The sequence below is a fragment of the Streptomyces sp. NPDC086777 genome (assembly GCF_040702065.1).
Taxonomy (GTDB): domain Bacteria; phylum Actinomycetota; class Actinomycetes; order Streptomycetales; family Streptomycetaceae; genus Streptomyces.
The window spans coordinates 34,216-50,945 of sequence record NZ_JBFBJI010000004.1 but is presented as its reverse complement, the minus strand read 5'-3'; the positions used below and the strand labels follow the sequence as shown (position 1 = coordinate 50,945).

The window sequence follows — 16,730 nt, the reverse complement described above, 5'->3', positions numbered from 1 at the left end:
GGCTGCCGTCGCCCCTAGCCCGCGAGGCCGCGGAAGTAGCCGTACGCGTGCAGCACCTGGAGCAGCAGCGGCAGCAGCGCGATCGCCGTGACGGTCTCCAGCAGGTCGCCGAAGTGCCCCCACATCGGAAGGAGCCGGGCCCGTGGCAGCCGCCAGGCGCCGACCAGCAGGAGCAGGGCGGCCGCCAGCAGCACCGTGAGGACGGCGGCCCGGCCGCCGGGACCGGTCGGCGCGACCCGGACGATGAGGACGAGCCCGAGGCCGTAGGCGCCGGCCAGGACGGCGGGGACCCGTTGCAGGGTGCCGTTGGTGCCGCGGGCGCGGAGCAGGACGGCCAGGCTGAGCGAGACCGTGAGCAGCCAGCCGGCCCAGCCGTGCTCGCGGTCGGCGAGCAGCCACAGCGCGACCGCCCACACCAGCGCCGAGGAGATGCCGATCACGTCGAGGCAGGCGGTGGCGACGGCGACCCGGTCCGCCACGGCATCGCCGGGCGCCGGCTCGATGTCGAGCTGGAGCTCCTCGGCGTCGTGCGGGAGTTGGGGGACCCGGAGCCGGGCCGTGCGCAGGGCGAGGCGGGGGGCCAGGTGCCCGAGGACGAACAGACCGACCGCGACCACCGCGGCGGCCTGCACGCCGTGCAGCCCGGTGGCCTCGGCGAGTCCCGCGCCGATCGCGGCGGCGACCGCGGTGAGCAGCACGGTGCCGGGGACGACGAGGGGCAGTGCGCCCAGCGCGAGCAGCAGGCCGGCCAGCGCGACCACGAAGCCGGCGGCCAGCAGCGTTCCCGTGGTGCCCGGGACGAACCCGCCGGACGGGCCCTCCCGCAGGACCGTCCCGGCCAGCGCGGCGAAGCCGAACGCGCCCACCCCGGCGACCAGGACGCTGCCGCGGTCGGCCCGGGCGCGGGCCGCTGCCGCGCAGCCCGCGGCCAGCACCAGGGCGATCGCCCCGGCCGCGGCCGAGCTGAGCGCGCCCGGGCCCGCGCCGAGCACGGTGGCGGCGAGCGCGGCCAGCGCCAGGCAGGACAGGGCGAGACCGAGGTTCCGGGTGAGTCCGGGGTGCCACCGGCCGGATCCGGTGCCGACCGTGTGCGCGACACCGTCGGAGACGTCGTCGAAGTGCAGCGCGGGCAGTGCCGCGTCGGCCGGTCGCAGGTGCAGCACGTCGCCGTCCCGCAGCCCGGCGCTCTCGGGCGTCGCCTCCGGGTCGAGTGGGTCGGCGCCGAGCCGTTGCAGGACCCAGGGCGTGCCCTGCAGGTCGGGGCCGACGGCGTGCCGCAGCAGCACCGGCAGCAGGGCGGAGACCGGGGTGGTCACCGGGACGGCGAGGTCGGCCCGGCCGGCCGGTGCCTCCACGGTGAGCCGGCACACCTCGGTGGCCCGGACGGCCGACGGCGCGCCGGTGGTGGGATCGGTGGTGGCCGGGGCGGTGGTCATCGTGCTCCTGTGGGGACGGGCGCCGCCGACACCAGGCCGGTCTGGACGAGCTGGACGGTGCGCCGGGTGACGAGCTGGGCGCGGCCGGCGGGCAGCGTGCGGGGCTTGGCCTCGCCGATGAACTTGCCCTCCTCCTTGGGGTAGGAGAAGAGCAGCGCCGGGTTGCCGAGCTCCCACATCCGGCGGATCAGCGGGTCCATGACGGACCGCATGGCGCCGGAGGTGGAGCGGGCGACGACCAGGTGCAGTCCGATGTGGGCGCCCTGCGCGAGCAGCGGCACCAGCGGGTTCATCGGGGAGGGTGTGCCGGGCGCGCCGGCGAAGAGGTCGTAGTCGTCGACGAGGACGAACAGCAGCGGGCCGGTCCACCAGTCCCGTTTCTCCAGCTGCTCCGGGGTGACGTCGGCGCCGGGGGCCCGTTTGGCCACGGACACGGCGGCGCTGTCGGCGAGCTTGCCGAGGGCGTCGCCGTCGACGACGTATCCGACCCGGTACTCCTCGGGCACGTCCTTGAGGAGGCCGCGGCCCGGGTCGGCCAGCAGGATCCTGGCCTCCTCGGGGCGGTAGCGGGCGGTGATGGCACGGATGGCGAGGCGCAGGGCGTTGGTCTTGCCGGTCTCGCCGTCGCCGTAGACCAGCAGGTGGGGGGTGGTCCCGAAGTCGTGCCAGACGGGGGCGAGCCGCTGTTCGTCCCAGCCGAGGCAGAACCTGAGGTCCCGGGTGCCCGCGGGGGTGGGCAGCCGGCGGGCGTCGAGCCGGGTCGGCAGCAGCCGCACGCCGGGCGCCCGGGGGCCGGTCCAGAACGTGTCGATCTCGGCAACGGCGGCCTTGGTGGCGGCCGTCAGGTCGTCGGTGCGCGAGGAGCTGTCGAGTCGGGGCAGCGCGGACAGGAAGTGGTGTCCCGAGCCGGTCAGGCCGCGTCCCGGCCGGTGCGGGACACCGGCCGCGGCCCGGGAGCCGACCTCGGACTCCATCGCGTCGCCGAGCCGCAGTTCGAGCTTGGTGCCGAGCATGTCCCGCAGCCGGGGCCGCACTTCGGACCAGCGGACCGCGGAGGCGACCACGTGCAGGCCGAACGACAGGCCGCGAGCGGCGAGTTCCATGATCCGCTGTTCCAGGTCGTCGAAGTCCTGGCGGAGCGTGGCCCAGCCGTCGACCACCAGGAAGACGTCGCCGAACGGGTCGTCGACGGAGCCGTCCGCGCGCAGCGCACGGTAGGCGGCCATCGACTCCAGGCCCCTGGAGGTGAACAACTGCTCCCGCTGTTCCAGGAGCTGGGTCAGCTCCTCGACGGTGCGCAGCACCCGGTCGCGTTCGAGGCGGGTGGCCACGGAGCCCACGTGCGGCAGGCCGGCGGTGGAGACCAGACCGCCGCCGCCGAAGTCCAGGCAGTAGAACTGGACCTCGCGGGGCGTGTGGGTCAGGGCCAGCGACAGCATCAGGGTGCGCAGCAGCGTCGACTTGCCGGTCTGCGGCGCGCCCACCAGGCCCATGTGGCCGTCGGCGCCGGACAGGTCGGCGGTCAGGAGTTCGCGCAGCTGCTCGAACGGCCGGTCCACCATGCCCAGCGGGACGCGCAGCGCGCCCTGTACGCGCGGGTCGGCGGCGCCCATGCCCCGCTCGGGGTCGGGCACGATGCCGGGCAGCAGCTGGTCCAGGCCGGGCGACTCGGACAGCGGGGAGAGCCAGACCTGCCGGGCGGGCGGGCCGCTGTCCTCCAGCCGCCCGACGAACACCTCCAGCAGGCTGTCCCCGCCGCCCTCCGTCTCCTCCTCGGCCCCGGTGTCCTGGTCGCGCAGGTTCTCCTCGGCGAGCGAGACCAGCCGGGCGGCCGCCGCGGCCTCGTGGGACCCGGCGGGCGGACCGTGCCGCTCCAGCCCGAACGCGGTCACCTCCCGTACGACGCCCTGGGGCCCGGACGTCTCCTCGGGACCCGGCGCCGCGGGCGCGGGCCCGGAGACGTACGCGGCCTTGAACCGGACCAGGTTGGTGGTGTCGACCTTGAGGTAGCCGTTGCCGGGCGCGGACGGCAGCTCGTAGGCGCTGGAGGTGCCGATCACGCTGCGCGACTCCATCGAGGAGAAGGTGCGCAGCGCGAGCCGGTACGACAGGTGGCCCTCGACCCGGTGGATCCGGGACTCGTCCAGTCGCTGCGAGGCCAGCAGCAGGTGCACGCCGAGGCTGCGCCCGAGGCGGCCGATGGAGACGAACAGCTCCACGAACTCCGGCTTGCTGGCAAGTAGTTCGGAGAACTCGTCGACGATGACCAGCAGCGAGGGCAGCGGGGCGAGGGTGCTCGTACCGGCGGCGCGTGCCTTCTCGTACTCGTAGAGCGAGGCGTAGCCGGCCTCCCGCAGCAGCTCCTGGCGGCGGATCATCTCGCCGTTGATGGAGTCCCGCATGCGGTCGACCAGGTGGAGCTCGTCGGCCAGGTTGGTGATGACGGCGGAGGTGTGCGGCAGCCGGTCCATGTTGAGGAAGGTGGCGCCGCCCTTGAAGTCCACCAGGACCAGGTTCAGGATCTCGGAGGAATGGGTGGCGGCCAGGCCGGTCACCAGCGTGCGCAGCAGTTCGCTCTTGCCGGAGCCGGTGGCGCCGATCAGCAGCCCGTGCGGGCCCATCCCGCCCTGCGCGGACTCCTTCAGGTCCAGCTCGACGATCTCGCCGTCCTCGGTGACCCCGATCGGCACCTTGAGCCGGGCCTCCTGGGCCAGCCGGGGCCGCCACTTGGCCGCGACGTCGAACCCGCGTACGTCCCGGATGCCGAGCATCGTGGCCAGGTCGAAGTCGGACTCCAGGGGCTGGTCCACCAGGTCGACGACACCGCCGGTGCGCATCGGGGCCAGCGCCCGCGCCAGGTGCTCGGCCTCGACGGACCCGAGCCGGTCGGCCCGGCCGGTGACGTTCTCGGCGCCGCTCGGGAAGTCCACCCGGCCGCCGCGCACCGTGAGCCGCAGCACCTTGGGGCCGCCGGGCACCGCGCCGGTGAGGTCCAGCAGCACCACCCCGCGCATCCCGGCCCCCGACAGCCGTGTGTTCGGCGGGAGCCGCACGCCCTGGGCGACGATCACCGTGAACGGCTCGGCGACACTCGGCGAGGAGGCCGCGTCGTGGTCGGGACGGTCGCGGACGTCCGGCCCGAGCAGGTCCATCAACTCGTCGTGGTCCCCGGCGGCCAGCCGTACCGCACCCGCCGCGTCCTCCGCCACCGGATGGGCGTTGTGCGGCAGCCATTTGAGCCAGTCCCACTCGCGGCGCGCGGCCTCGTCGCCCAGCACCGCCACCCGCAGCTCGTCGGGGGAGTGGAAGACCGCCAGCTGCCCGAGCACCGCCCGGGCGAGGGCCACCGCCTCGGCGGTCTCGCCGGTGAACTCGACGCTGGTGAAGCGCCGCAGCGAGACCGGCACGGGCAGCAGGGGCACGGTCTGGTGGGCCTTGGTGAACCGGCGCAGCGAGATCGCGCACAGCGGCTCCAGGTCCTCCACCGGACGGGTCTGCGGGGGCAGGAACTCCAGCGCGGCACGGCGGGTGGCGAGACCGATCCGGACCCGGCCGAAGTCCTCGTGCCCGGGCCTGCGTTCCCACAGCCGGGGCCCGCTCGCCACCGCCCACAGGTCGGACGCCTCGGGGTTGTCCCACAGCAGCGCCGCCCGCTGCCCGTCGGCCGCATGCCGGGCCTGGACCCGCTTCTGGCCGAGGTAGCGCAGGTAGTCCCGGCGTTCGGCACGCATCCGGCGGCGCCGCTCGGCACCGGGCCGGCCGATCTGGGTCAACGTCATGCTGACCATGGCGATGCCCATCATCCCGGTCATCATGTACATGGACGTACCGCCGCTGCCGACCGAGTACATCAGCACCATGGCCCCGGCACCCAGGCCCATCGGCAGGTACGTCATCACCGAGCCGAAGTCGGCGGTGGCCGGTTCGCCGAGGACCGGGGGTTCGGCCAGTTCCACCTGGCCCTCCGGCATCGGAGGGCCTTCGGCACGCGGCGAGCGCTTGGCGACGACGGTGCTCAACGTGCTCTCTTCTCTTCTGCTGCTCTACAGCTCTGCTCCGGGACCCGCGCGTGGAGCGTAGGCAGGAGGCCGCGGACGCCTGCGGGGGGAGAGCCGATGTCCGCCCCCTCGGACAGCGAAGCCTGGCCGGAGGGGCAGCTTCGCCAAGTACACGCCAAGTCGGCGTTAAGGCGGTCCGGCGACGATCCTTCCTCGCCGCTCCGGAACCACCGTCCACTCGCGGAAGGAAAGCAGGAACGTTGGGGATGATCTCGATCGCAGTCCTCGCCGGTGACCCGATCACCGGAGAGGGGGCCGTCGCGTGCCTGCGCCGGTACCCGGGGCTGCAGGTGGTGCCCCAGGAGGAGCACCGGCACGCGGACGTGGTCCTCATGATCACGCCGGACGTCACCGAGGAGACGGTGCTGCTGATGGAGTCGGCGGCCACCCGCTCGACCAATCCGGGCATGGGGATCGTGCTGATCACCGCGCACATCGGCGAAGCCCACCTGCTCCGGGCGATGCGCCACGGGCTGCGCGGGGTGATGTGGCGTCAGGACGCCACGTACGACAAGGTCGTGGAGGCGGTCCGTGCGGTGGCCGAGGGCGGGGCCGCGCTGCCCCTTGCGGTCCAGGGGCGGCTCGTCGACCACCTGCGGGCGGTCCAGCGGGACGTGCTGGGGCCGCTCGGGCTGACCGCGTCCGGTCTGGAGACCCGCGAGGTCGACGTGCTGCGGCTGCTGGCCGAGGGGCTGGAGACGACGGAGATCGCGCAGAAGCTGAACTACTCCGAGCGCACCATCAAGAGCATCGTCAGCGTCATGATGAACCGCCTCGGCCTGCGCAACCGCACCCACGCGGTCGCCTTCGCCCTGCGCTCGGGAACGCTGTAGCGAGCAGAGCTCCGGGGGGCCGGGGTGGGGGGTGGGGACGCTTACCGGCGCCGGCGCGGTGCCTCCCCCAGCCTTCTGCCGGGGGACCGCGGCCGCCCACCCGCGCCGGCCAGCGGCACGACTGCCCGCGGCTTGAGAGAAACGGCTGAGGAGCGCCCCGTAGGGGGCGCGGGGAACTGCGCGACCTGCCCCCACCGGCCCGCAGGGGAAGGGATTCCGGTCCTGCGGGGCAGACTCCGCGACGAACGGCAGGCCGCCCCGATTCCGCGCCCCTAGATTCGCGCGCCGGGGAACACCACACGCGGAGACGGGCAGGCGCAGACATGGAGCACACCGCAGGGCAGCCGGATACGCCGGAGCAACCGGCCGTCTGGGAACGGCCGCTGCCGTGGCTCCGGGAAACCGAGACCGCTTCCGGGCCCGAAGCCGACTCCGACTCCGACTCCGGGTCCGAGTCCGAAGCCGGGTCCGAGAACGGGTCCGGTTCTGGGGCCGAAGCCGACTCCGGGTCCGCCGGGTCCGAAGCCGGGTCCGAGTCCCAAGCCGAGCCCGGGTCCGGGTCCGGGGCAGAGTCCGGGTCCGGGGCCGGGTTTTGGTCCGGGGCAGAGTCCGCGAGGGCGGCCGGGGCGGTGCCTGCTTCCCCGGGGGTGCCTGCTTCCCCGGGGGTGCCTGCTTCCCCCGGGGTGCCTGCTTCCCCCGGGGTGGCCGCTTCCCCGGGGGTGGCCGCTTCCCCGGGGGTGGCCGCCTCCCTGACGGTGGCCGCGGAACCGGCGGCATCCGGCGGGACCTCGTCCGCCCCGGACGGCGAGAGCGCACCCGCATCCGCACCCCACCGCACCTCTACGTCGACGCCCGCACCTACGGCGACGTCCACGCCCGCATCCGCGACCGAGCCCGATCTGGCCGCCGGCCCCGGTCGGCTCTTCCGGTCGCCCGAGGCGCGGCCGGACCAGCCCGGTGCGCGGGACGAGGCAGGCTCCGCGGAGGCCCGGCCGGAACGCGGCGCGCGGGTCGTCGGAGCCGTGGTCGCCGTCTGCGCCCTGCTGGTCCTCGGCCTCGGCAGCGCCGCGTTCATGGCGCTGCCGAACCACGACGACTCCACGCCGCCCGCCGCCGCCGTCGGCGACGGCACGGTCCCCCAGCTCACGGAGGGCGCCACGGCGCAGCCGAGCGGCTCCGCGTCCGCGTCCGGCGGCGACCGCCCGTCGCACGGCTCCAAGACCACCAAACCCGGCAGGCACCAGGACCCGCACACCGCCTCGGTGGTGGACTCCGCCCACCCGGACAAGGCCTCCGGCACCAAGGCGGCCCAAGCCGCCGGCACCAACGGCGGCGGCAAGGCGACGAGCAAACCGTCTTCGGAGCCGGCCGCCACCCATGCCGCCTCCTCGGCCACCGTGCCCGGCGACGCGATCGTCGGCTACGCCTCCTCGAAGTGCGTCGAGGTGAGTGCCCACGCCGGCGCGGACGGCTCTCCGCTGCGGCTGTGGGGATGCGACGGCGACGCCTGGCAGAAGTGGGTCTTCAAGTCGGACGGCAGCGTGCGCTCCATGGGCCTGTGCCTGGACATCGCCAACGCCTCCCAGGACAACGGCGCAGCCGTCCAGCTGGCGACCTGCAACGGTGGCTGGGCCCAGAAGTTCAACCTCAACAGCTCCCACGACCTGGTCAACTCCGTGATCGGCAAGTGCGTGGACGCCAAGGACGCGGGCACCGCCAACGGCACCCGGCTCCAGCTGTGGGACTGCTCCGGGACGTCCAACCAGAAGTGGCGGCTCGCCTGACCCGGCCGCCGTCGCGTCATCCCCGGCGGGCCCGGTCCTCCGCGGCCGCACGGGCCGCCGAGACCAGGTGCCGGGAGCCCCACCGCCCCGCCACCTCCTCCGCGCGGGCGAACTGCCGGCGCGCTTCCGCCTCGTCGCCCAGCAGCCGGTACAGCTCGCCCAGCGAATGGGCGAACGGCCGGGTGGCGAAGGAGACGCTGGCCGCGCCGGCGAGCTGGTCGCGCAGCGGCAGCAGGATCGGGACCAGTTCCAGCGCGGTGGTCAGGTCGCCCAGCAGGAAGGCCAGTTCGGCCCGGAGGGACAGGGCGATGCCGTACAGGTGGTCGGGTACCAGGGGGACGGCGGTCGCGGTGCGCCGGCCGAGCGCGTGCGCCTGTTCCTGCTCGCCCAGCCGGGCGAGGACCACCCCGAGGGCGAGCTCGGCGGTGGGCTCGGGTTCGCGCTCGCGGCCGGGGCCGGTTCCCGGTTCGCCGAGGAAGGCCCGCAGCAGCGGTTCGGCCTCCCGCGGGCGGCCCTGCCCGAGCCGTACGGTCGTCAGCCCCAGGACGTGCACGAAGTCGCCGTACGGTGATCCGCGGGAGCGCAGCCGCTCCCGCACCTCCGCGTAGCCGGCCTCGGACTCGGCGAAGCGGCCCTCGACGTGGACCAGCATGGCCAGGGTCGTCACGTTGATGGTCTCCGCCTCCACCAGACGGTGCCGCCGGGCGACGGTCCGTCCCTCCGTGGTGTGCCGGCGGACCTGGGCGACGTCGTTGCGGGCGCCGGCGGCCATGGCCCCGATGTGCTCCCGCACCCAGCTGTTGGCGGGCAGGTCGTGCGCGTACCCGAGCACCCGCAGTTCGGTCGCCAGCGCCTCGCGGCGGTCCGGGGACACGTCGGGCGTGACGGCGGACGCCACGGTCAGCGCGGAGGAGAGCAGCAGCGGGTCCCCGACGGCGCGGGCGACCGCCAGCCGCCGCGCCGCCTCCGCCGCCCGCTCCGCACGCCCGTCGGCCCCGGCCCCCGTAGCGGCCCCCGCCCCGGCACCGCTGCCCCTGTCGTACCCGTGGCCGCCCTCGTCCACGGGCGGGGGCGGGGGCGGGGGCGGGGGCGACACGATGCCGAGGACGGCCGGGTCCAGGTCGGCGCGGGCGATCAGCCGGTCGACGAACATGCCGAGCGCCGCCGGTTCGACGAGCCCCCGCGGCCCGCTGAGGGCACCGCTCGGTGTCGGTTCCGGTCCGATCCACGCGCCGAGCGCCGCCACCGCGAGTTCGTCCTGCCCGGCGCCCTCGGCCGCCGCGAGGGCGCGTTGCCGCGTGTGCCGCGCCGCGACGATGGCCCCGGCCCGTATCTCGGCCCGCAGCAGCCGCCCGAGCAGGGCGACCAGCCGCCCGGCCCGGCCGTCGGCGCCGGTCCTGTCGCCGTCGGTACCGCCGGTCGTGCCGCCAACGGTCGTGCCGTCCACGGTCGTGCCGTCCATGGTGGGGCCGTCCACAGGGGCGGCGGGTATCAGCGCGAAGGACTCGATCGCCTGGGTGAGCAGTTCGACCGCGGTGTCGTGGGCGTAGCGCCGCTCGGCCAGATCGGCCGCGCCCAGCGAGTACTCGACGGCCAGGGCCGCCGTCCGCGCGTTCGCCGCCCGCGCGAAATGGTGTGCGAGGGCCGCCAGGTCGTCCGGCCGGCGCCGCCGCAGGACCTCTGCCACGCGGGCATGCATCCGTGCGCGCCGTACGCCGACCAGATCGGTGTAGAGGGTGTCGCGGACCAGCGCATGCGCGAACCGGACCACACCGGGCGCCGGCTCGGTCAGCAGGCCGGCCACGACGGCCGCCTCGACGGCGTCGAGCACGTCGTGTTCGCCGTGCCGTGCCGGGTCCGCGGCCTCGACGAGAACGCCGATCTCGGTCTCGCGGCCGACGACCGAGGCGAGCTGGAGGACGGCCGGCGCCCCCTCGGGCAACTGCCGCAACCGCCGACGCAGCACGTCGCGTACGCCCTGCGGCACCTCTGAGACGGCCACCAGGGCCCCCTCGGCGGCGAGCAGCCGGGCGCTCTCACGGACGTAGAAGGGGTTGCCCCCGGTGCGCTCGGCGAGCGCCGTCACGATGGCCGCGTCGACCGGCTCCCCGCACACCGCGCCGACCAGGGTGTCCACGTCGGGCAACGGCAGCCCGCCGAGCGCCAGCCGGTGCGGGGAGCGATGGGCGAGTTCGGCGAGGGTCTTGGTCAGCCGGTCCGCTGCGTCGGCCGGGCGGTAGGCGGCGATCACCAGCACCGGTGAGCCGACCAGCTCGGCGGCGCGTTCCAGCAGGGCCAGGGTCTCGCCGTCCGCCCGGTGCAGGTCGTCGAGGACGACCGCCAGGGGTGCCTCGGCGGCGGCCTCCCGCAGCCAGGCACCGAACGCCCGGTGGAGCCGGAACCGCCCGGCCGACGCCGCCCCGCCGTCCGGGCCCGGGAACCCGGTGCCCTCCTGGCCGCCCGCCGCGCCTTCGCCGTAGCCGGCCTCATGAAGCAGCGCGCCGAGCGCGTCCGGGTCGGTGGGCGGCACACGTTGGGTGAGTTCACCGAGCGCCTCCACCCAGGCCCAGGCGGAGGGGGCGCCGTCGAACTCGGGGCAACGGCCGACCACCACGGTCCAGCCCTGCTCCCGCAACCGCAGCCGGTACCGGCCCAGCAGCGCCGACTTGCCCGCCCCGGCCTGCCCGGTCACCAGGACCACGCCACCGCCCCGCCGGGCATCGCGCGCGACCTCGGCCAGCGCCCGCAACTCGCCCTCCCGGCCCACGAACAGTTCCCCGGCGGACGAGTCCACGCCCACCGTGGCCGCGGAGTCCGCGAGCGGGCCGGGCGGCCCGGCAGAGACCGGCGCTCCGGCGGGGCCCGTGGGCGGCATGGACGGGACGCCCGGCGCCGACCCGGAAGCCGCCGACGGTGCAGGCGGTACGGCCGCAGCCGGCCCGGCGGGCGACGGCACCGCCGCGCGCAGGAACTCGGTGCGCCCCGTCAGCAGGGCCTGCTCCAGCTCGGTCAGGGCGTCGCCCGGATCCAGGCCGAGCTCGTCGGCCATGACGGCGGCCGCGCGACGCAGTTCGGCCAGCGCGTCGGCGCGGCGCCCGACGGCCCACAGCCCGAGGGCCAGCAGCCGCCGGCCCTCCTCGCGCAGCGGATGCTCCCGCACCAGTGCCTCGGCCGCCGGCACCGCCTCCGCCGGGGCCCCGGACGCGAGCGTCGCCCCGATCGCCAACTCGCGGGCAGCGAGATGCAGTTCACTCAGCCGGGCCGCCTCGGCGACCGCCCACTCCTCGTCGGCCCACTCGCCGTACGCCGCCCCGTGCCACCACCCGATGGCTTCCTCCAGCAGCCGCCGCGCCTCGGCCGGAGGTGCCGTACGGGCCCGCCGTACCGCCGCCTCGAACCGCCAGGCGTCGACCGACTCCTCGGGCAGCCGCACCGCGTACCCGGGCGCGACGCTGACCAGGACGCCGGCGGGGGTGCGGGGCGCCCGGCCGGGTTCGAGCGCGCGGCGCAGGTTCGACACGTAGACGTGCAGGGAGGCCGCCGCCTTCTGCGGGGGCCGGCCGCGCCACAGGTGCTCGATGAGCCGGTCGACGGAGACCACCCGGCCGCGGTTCGCCAGCAGGAGGGCGAGGACCGCGCGTTGCCGGGGGCTTCCCAGGTGGACCGGTGCACCGTCGAGGTCGGCACCGATCGGTCCCAGGACCTGTACGGAGAGCATGACTCGCCAATTTACCGCGCCGCTTCGCCCCCTCGGAGGCGCTCACCGGCGTGTCCGGAGTCTCCCCGTCCGGTGCGCGTGGCCGTCCGCGTGGCTCCATGGGACAGGCCCATTTATGGAGTATCGAACTACCCGTGGTGACGTCTTGGTGAACAATGGCCATCCTGGGGACAGGTGCGGCTGCCGTCGTCGTCCGGATGGGGTGAGGGGCATGCAGATGCCGAGGCTGGGTGTTGCCGTGGTGACCATGGGGAACCGGCCCGACGAAGTCGACGCTCTGCTCGGGTCCATCGCCAAGCAGGACCTCGCCCCCGACCGGATCGTGATCGTCGGCAACGGCTGCCGGCTGCCCGAGTTCGGCCGCCGCCTCGACCTGCCCGGCGAGGTCACCACCCTCGAGGTCGAGGACAACCTCGGCTGCCCCGGCGGCCGCAACGTCGCCCTTGCCGCCCTGCGCGCGTTCGGCGACGTGGACGTCGTCGTCGAACTGGACGACGACGGCCTGCTCGTCGACGTCGAGGTGTTCCGGCAGGTACGGGACCTGTTCGCCGCCGACCCCCGCCTCGGCATCGTCGGCTTCCGGATCGCGGACGAGCGCGGTGTGACCCAGCGTCGGCACGTGCCGCGTGTCGGCAACGCCGACCCCTTGCGCGGGGGTTACGTCACCGGGTTCCTCGGCGGCGGGCACGCGCTGAGCATGGCCATGCTCGCCGAGACCGGCGACTGGCCCGCCGAGTTCTTCTTCGCGCACGAGGAGACCGACCTCGCCTGGCGGGCCGCCGACGCCGGCTGGCGGATCCTCTACGCCCCCGAACTGCTCCTCCAGCACCCCCGGACCTCGCCTGCCCGGCACGCCGTCTACTTCCGGGTCACCGCCCGCAACCGCGTCTGGCTGACCCGCCGTCGGCTGCCCCTGCCGCTCATCCCGGTCCACCTCGGCGTCTGGATACTGATCACGCTCCTGCGCACCCGTTCGACGGGCGGCCTGCGGGCCTGGTTCGCCGGCTTCGCCGAGGGGTTCCGCGAGCCGGCCGGGGAACGCCGTCCGATGCGCTGGCGCACGGTCTGGCGGCTCACGCGGCTCGGACGCCCGCCCGTCGTCTGAGGCCGGGGAGCAGGAGAGCAGGGGAGCAGGGGAGCAGGGGGGCAGGGGGGCTGGAAAGCCGGGGCGCCGGTCGTTGTCGGGTCCTGTCCTGTCCGGTCCTGTCCTGTCCGGTCCGGTCCGGTCCGGAAACGGGACGAGGGTCCCGGTCGATCACCTCCGCCGACCGGAACCCTCTCGCGTCCCCGGACCCTGGCCTGCGGCGACACTCCCCCGAGTCACGCGATCCACGCGTGCGCCGTCGGACCCGGCCCGATGCGAAGATCACATCAGGGCTCGCCAACGGATCGCTAACATGTGGCCAGTGGTTGTCCCGGAGGTCGCCAATCGGTTGGCGCGAAGCCGTCGTTCGGCGCCGGGAGCAGGCCGGGAACCCAGCGGATTCCGGCTCCGGCCGGCACAGAGAAGGTGGCGGGAACTCATCCCCGACGGGGTGCGATTCCGCCAGGATCCAGGACCGGCGGGCACCTCCGCCGTGCGGGGAGGCGAAGGGTGGAGTGATGCGGCGGTACGAGCTGCGGTTCGGACTGCTGGGACCTCCGGTTCTCTACGACGCGGCCGACGTACGCCCCATCGGCAGCCCCAAGGTGCGCGCGCTGCTCGCCGCGCTGCTCCTGGAGGCCGGGCGGGTCGTCTCCGTCGAGTCGCTGAGAGAGGCACTGTGGGGCGGCGCGCCCCCGGTGTCGGCCCGCGCCTCGCTGCACAACCACGTCACCCGGCTGCGCCGCCTCCTCGACGACCCGGAGCGGCTGCGGGCCGTACCGCCCGGGTATCTGCTCCGCGTCGACGACGGTGAACTGGACGTCGACGTGTTCGGTGCCCGGGTGGCCCAGGCGCGCGCGGCGCACGGGCGGCGGGAGTGGGCGCGGGTGCTGCCCGCCTGCGCCGACGCGCTCACGCTCTGGCGGGGCACCCCGCTCGGCGGCCTCCCCGCCGAACTCGGCGGCCTCGCCTTCGTGCAGCGCCTGGAGGAGGCCCGGCTGCTGCTCCTGGAGTGGCGCTACGACGCGGAACTCGCCCTCGGCGGGCCCCGGCTGGGCGGCGTCGTACCGGAGCTGGCCGCGCTCGTCGCGGAGTACCCGCTCCGTGAGGCCTATCACCGCCAGCTGATGCTCGCCCTCCACCGCGGCGGGCGGCAGGCCGAGGCCCTCGCCGTCCACCGCGACCTGCGCAACCGCCTGAGGGAGGAACTCGGCATCGAGCCCGGTCCCGCGGTACGCCGGGCCCATGTGGAAGTGCTGCGGGGCAGTGGCGCGGCGGGAGGAGCGCCGACGCCGGAGGACGGCCCGGGTGAGGGGCTGCCTTCCGAGGGAGCCTCGGGTGGTGGGGCGGGCGCGGGTGCGCCGTGGCCGGTCGCGCGGTTCCCCGTGTCCCCGGCGGGTGCGTCACCCGACCGTCAGCCGGAAGCCGAAGGCGCTGATCCTGACCAGCCCCTTGACCCGGGTTCTACGCGCGACGACTCCGCCACCCCCCGCCCCGCCCAACTCCCGCCAGCCCCGGCCCACTTCACCGGTCGCACCGCCACGTGCGAAGAACTGACCCACGCCGTCGCCCGTCCGCCGGCAGCCGCCGACGTCGATCGCGCCCCGCAGGGGCCACGCGCACTCGACCACGAAACCGGCACGGGTGGTGCGGACGGGAACACGAGGAACGGGGGCGAAGCCGTGGCCGCCCCCAGCCTCGCCGTCCTCAGCGGCATGGCCGGTGTCGGCAAGAGCGCGCTCGCGCTGCACGTGGCGCACCAGCTGCGGAATCGTTTCCCCGACGGCCAGCTCTACGTCAACCTGCACGGTGCCACCCCCGGCAGGCCCCCGCTCGCCCCCGGCCAGGCGCTCGCCGCGCTGCTGCGGGACCTCGGCGCCGATCCCCGGCACATCCCCGAACACCCCGACGCGGCCGCCGCGTTGCTGCGCTCCCTGCTCGCGCCGACCCGCACCCTGCTGCTCCTCGACGACGCCGCGAACGCCGCCCAGGTGCGGCCGCTGCTCCCCGGCGGCCCCGGCTGCGCGGTGATCGTCACCAGCCGGTCCCCGCTCACCGCGCTCGACGGTGCCCATCACTTCCCGCTCGGGCCGCTGACCGGCGAGGACAGCGCGGCGCTGCTGCGCGCGGTCAGCGGGCGTGCGGAGATCGACGCCGGTCACCCGCTCGTCGGCCTCACCGGACGGCTTCCGCTCGCCCTGCGCGTGGTGGCCGCCCGGCTGGCCGCCCGCCGCGCCCTCACCCCCGAGGCGCTGGCCGCTCAACTGGCCGCCACCGAGGACAGGCTGGGCCACCTCGAATACGACGACCTCAGCGTCCGGCGCTCCCTCGCCGTGGCCCATGACGCCCTGGCCGGCTCCGACCGCGTCCCCGACCGCGACGCCGCCCTCGTCCTGCGCCGCCTCGGCGCACTCGACCTGCCCACCTACGGCGCCCCCCTGACCGCCCGGCTCACCGGCACCGACGAGCGCCGCGCCGAGGCCGCCCTGGACCGGCTGGTCGACGTCGCCCTGCTGGAGGAGACCGCGTACGGCCGCTACACCCCGCACGACCTGGTACGGGACTTCGCCCGCGAACTGGCCGACGGGACCGACGGGACTGACGGGACTGACGGGACTGACGGCACCGACGGGAGCGGTCGGGCCGGCGGCACCCACGGCGTCGACCGGACCGAGGCCGCTCTCACCGCCCTGCGCTGGTTCGCCGCCGTCGCCGAACGTGCCCTCCTCGCGATCCTCGAACCGGGACGCGACCAGGGCGACCGCCGCCGGCCCACCGCCGCCCAACCGCCCGAGCACGAGCCGTACACCGCCGCCCTGCCGTCCTTCGAGTGCGCCGAGCACGCCTTCGCCTGGGGCGACATGGAGCTGGAGAACATCGTCGCCCTGGTGGAGCGGTACGCCGACACCGCCGACACGCGGATCAGCGCCTACCTCGCCACGCTCGTCCGGCTGCTCTACCCCTACGTCCTGCGCAGTGGCCGGGTCGCCGAGATGGAGGTGCTCGGCACCGCCGCCCTGGCCGCCGCCCGGCGCCTCGGAGACGAGCCCGCCGAGGCCTACGCGCTGGGCGACCTCGCCGGCCTGCGCTTCCTCACCGGCCGCCAGCGGGAGGCCCTCGACCTGACCGACGGGGCGCTGGCCCTGTGGCGGCGGCTGGGCATGGCCTCCTGGATCCGGCGCGCCCTGAACAACCGGGGGCTGCTGCTCGAGGGGCTCGGCCGGTACGACGAGTCGGGCGAGGCGCTGCGGCAGAGCCTCGACTACTCCCGGCAGCTGAACGACCCCTACGGCGAGGCCGTCACCCACAGCCATCTCGGCAACCTCTACGAGCACACCGACCCGCGCGCCGCCATCGAGCAGCACCGGCGCTCCCTCGCGATCGGGGACGCCATCGGCGCCGTCATCCTGCGGCACTCCGCGCACTGCAACATCGGCTACGCCCAGCTCCGCCTCGGCGAACCGGCGGCCGCCGCCGCGCACTTCGAGGAGAGCCTGCGCATCCTCGGCGGCCACGGTGACTGGCACGGCGAGTCCCAGACGCGGCTCGGCCTGGTCCGCGCGCTGCGCGCCCTCGGCAGGATCGGCCGCGCCCACCACGAGTGCGCCGAACTCCTGCGCCGCGCCGATGCTCGCGCCGACCGCTACAGCGGCGGTCTCGCCCGCCACCAACTCGGCCTGCTCCTGCGCGAGCAGGGGCGCACGGGGGAGGCGCACGGCGTCTGGCGCGAGGCCCTCACCGCCCTGGACGGCACGGACGAGCCGGACGTCCTAGCGGAGCTGCGCGGCCTGCTGGCATCCGGCGACTGATCCGGCCG

Annotated in this window: 7 protein-coding genes; 4 read left to right on the top strand and 3 right to left on the bottom strand. The window is 75.3% G+C overall.

Annotated features, from left to right (window positions below):
- Positions 1–14 precede the first annotated feature (14 nt).
- A complete protein-coding gene (gene eccD / locus AB0472_RS07145) occupies positions 15–1,436 on the bottom strand; it encodes a type VII secretion integral membrane protein EccD (protein WP_366354139.1) in 1,422 nt (473 codons plus the stop codon).
- The gene (gene eccCa / locus AB0472_RS07140) at positions 1,433–5,455 is read right to left on the bottom strand and encodes a type VII secretion protein EccCa (protein ID WP_366354137.1); all 4,023 of its coding nucleotides are present in this window, start codon (positions 5,453–5,455) and stop codon (positions 1,433–1,435) included. Before eccCa ends, eccD begins: the two co-directional genes overlap by 4 nt.
- Positions 5,456–5,700: 245 nt before the next feature.
- On the opposite strand from eccCa, the gene AB0472_RS07135 reads away from it, so the two are divergent.
- Positions 5,701–6,327: a response regulator transcription factor gene (locus AB0472_RS07135; protein ID WP_366354136.1), complete on the top strand. Its 627-nt coding sequence runs from the start codon at positions 5,701–5,703 to the stop codon at positions 6,325–6,327.
- Positions 6,328–7,046: 719 nt separating this feature from the next.
- Positions 7,047–8,111 (top strand): ricin-type beta-trefoil lectin domain protein, encoded by a 1,065-nt coding sequence (locus AB0472_RS07130; RefSeq protein ID WP_366354134.1) that lies wholly within the window; start codon positions 7,047–7,049, stop codon positions 8,109–8,111.
- Positions 8,112–8,127: 16 nt separating this feature from the next.
- On the opposite strand, the gene AB0472_RS07125 is transcribed toward AB0472_RS07130, so the two are convergent.
- The gene (locus tag AB0472_RS07125) at positions 8,128–11,829 is read right to left on the bottom strand and encodes a BTAD domain-containing putative transcriptional regulator (protein WP_366354132.1); all 3,702 of its coding nucleotides are present in this window, start codon (positions 11,827–11,829) and stop codon (positions 8,128–8,130) included.
- 211 nt (positions 11,830–12,040) lie between these two features.
- Between AB0472_RS07125 and AB0472_RS07120 the strand changes: the two genes are divergently transcribed.
- Together AB0472_RS07120 and AB0472_RS07115 are read left to right on the top strand one after the other, a co-directional pair.
- Positions 12,041–12,934: a glycosyltransferase gene (locus AB0472_RS07120; protein ID WP_366354131.1), complete on the top strand. Its 894-nt coding sequence runs from the start codon at positions 12,041–12,043 to the stop codon at positions 12,932–12,934.
- Between the two features lie 497 nt (positions 12,935–13,431).
- Positions 13,432–16,722 carry a BTAD domain-containing putative transcriptional regulator gene (locus AB0472_RS07115; RefSeq protein WP_366354130.1) on the top strand — a complete coding sequence of 1,097 codons (3,291 nt, stop codon included), beginning with the start codon at positions 13,432–13,434 and terminating at the stop codon, positions 16,720–16,722.
- Positions 16,723–16,730: the final 8 nt, after the last annotated feature.

Coding starts and splice junctions, on each gene's coding strand:
- eccD (WP_366354139.1), bottom strand. CDS start 1,436: ATGACCACCGCCCCGGCCACCACCGATCCCACCACCGGCGCGCCGTCG.
- AB0472_RS07135 (WP_366354136.1), top strand. CDS start 5,701: ATGATCTCGATCGCAGTCCTCGCCGGTGACCCGATCACCGGAGAGGGG.
- AB0472_RS07125 (WP_366354132.1), bottom strand. CDS start 11,829: ATGCTCTCCGTACAGGTCCTGGGACCGATCGGTGCCGACCTCGACGGT.
- AB0472_RS07120 (WP_366354131.1), top strand. CDS start 12,041: ATGCAGATGCCGAGGCTGGGTGTTGCCGTGGTGACCATGGGGAACCGG.
- AB0472_RS07115 (WP_366354130.1), top strand. CDS start 13,432: ATGCGGCGGTACGAGCTGCGGTTCGGACTGCTGGGACCTCCGGTTCTC.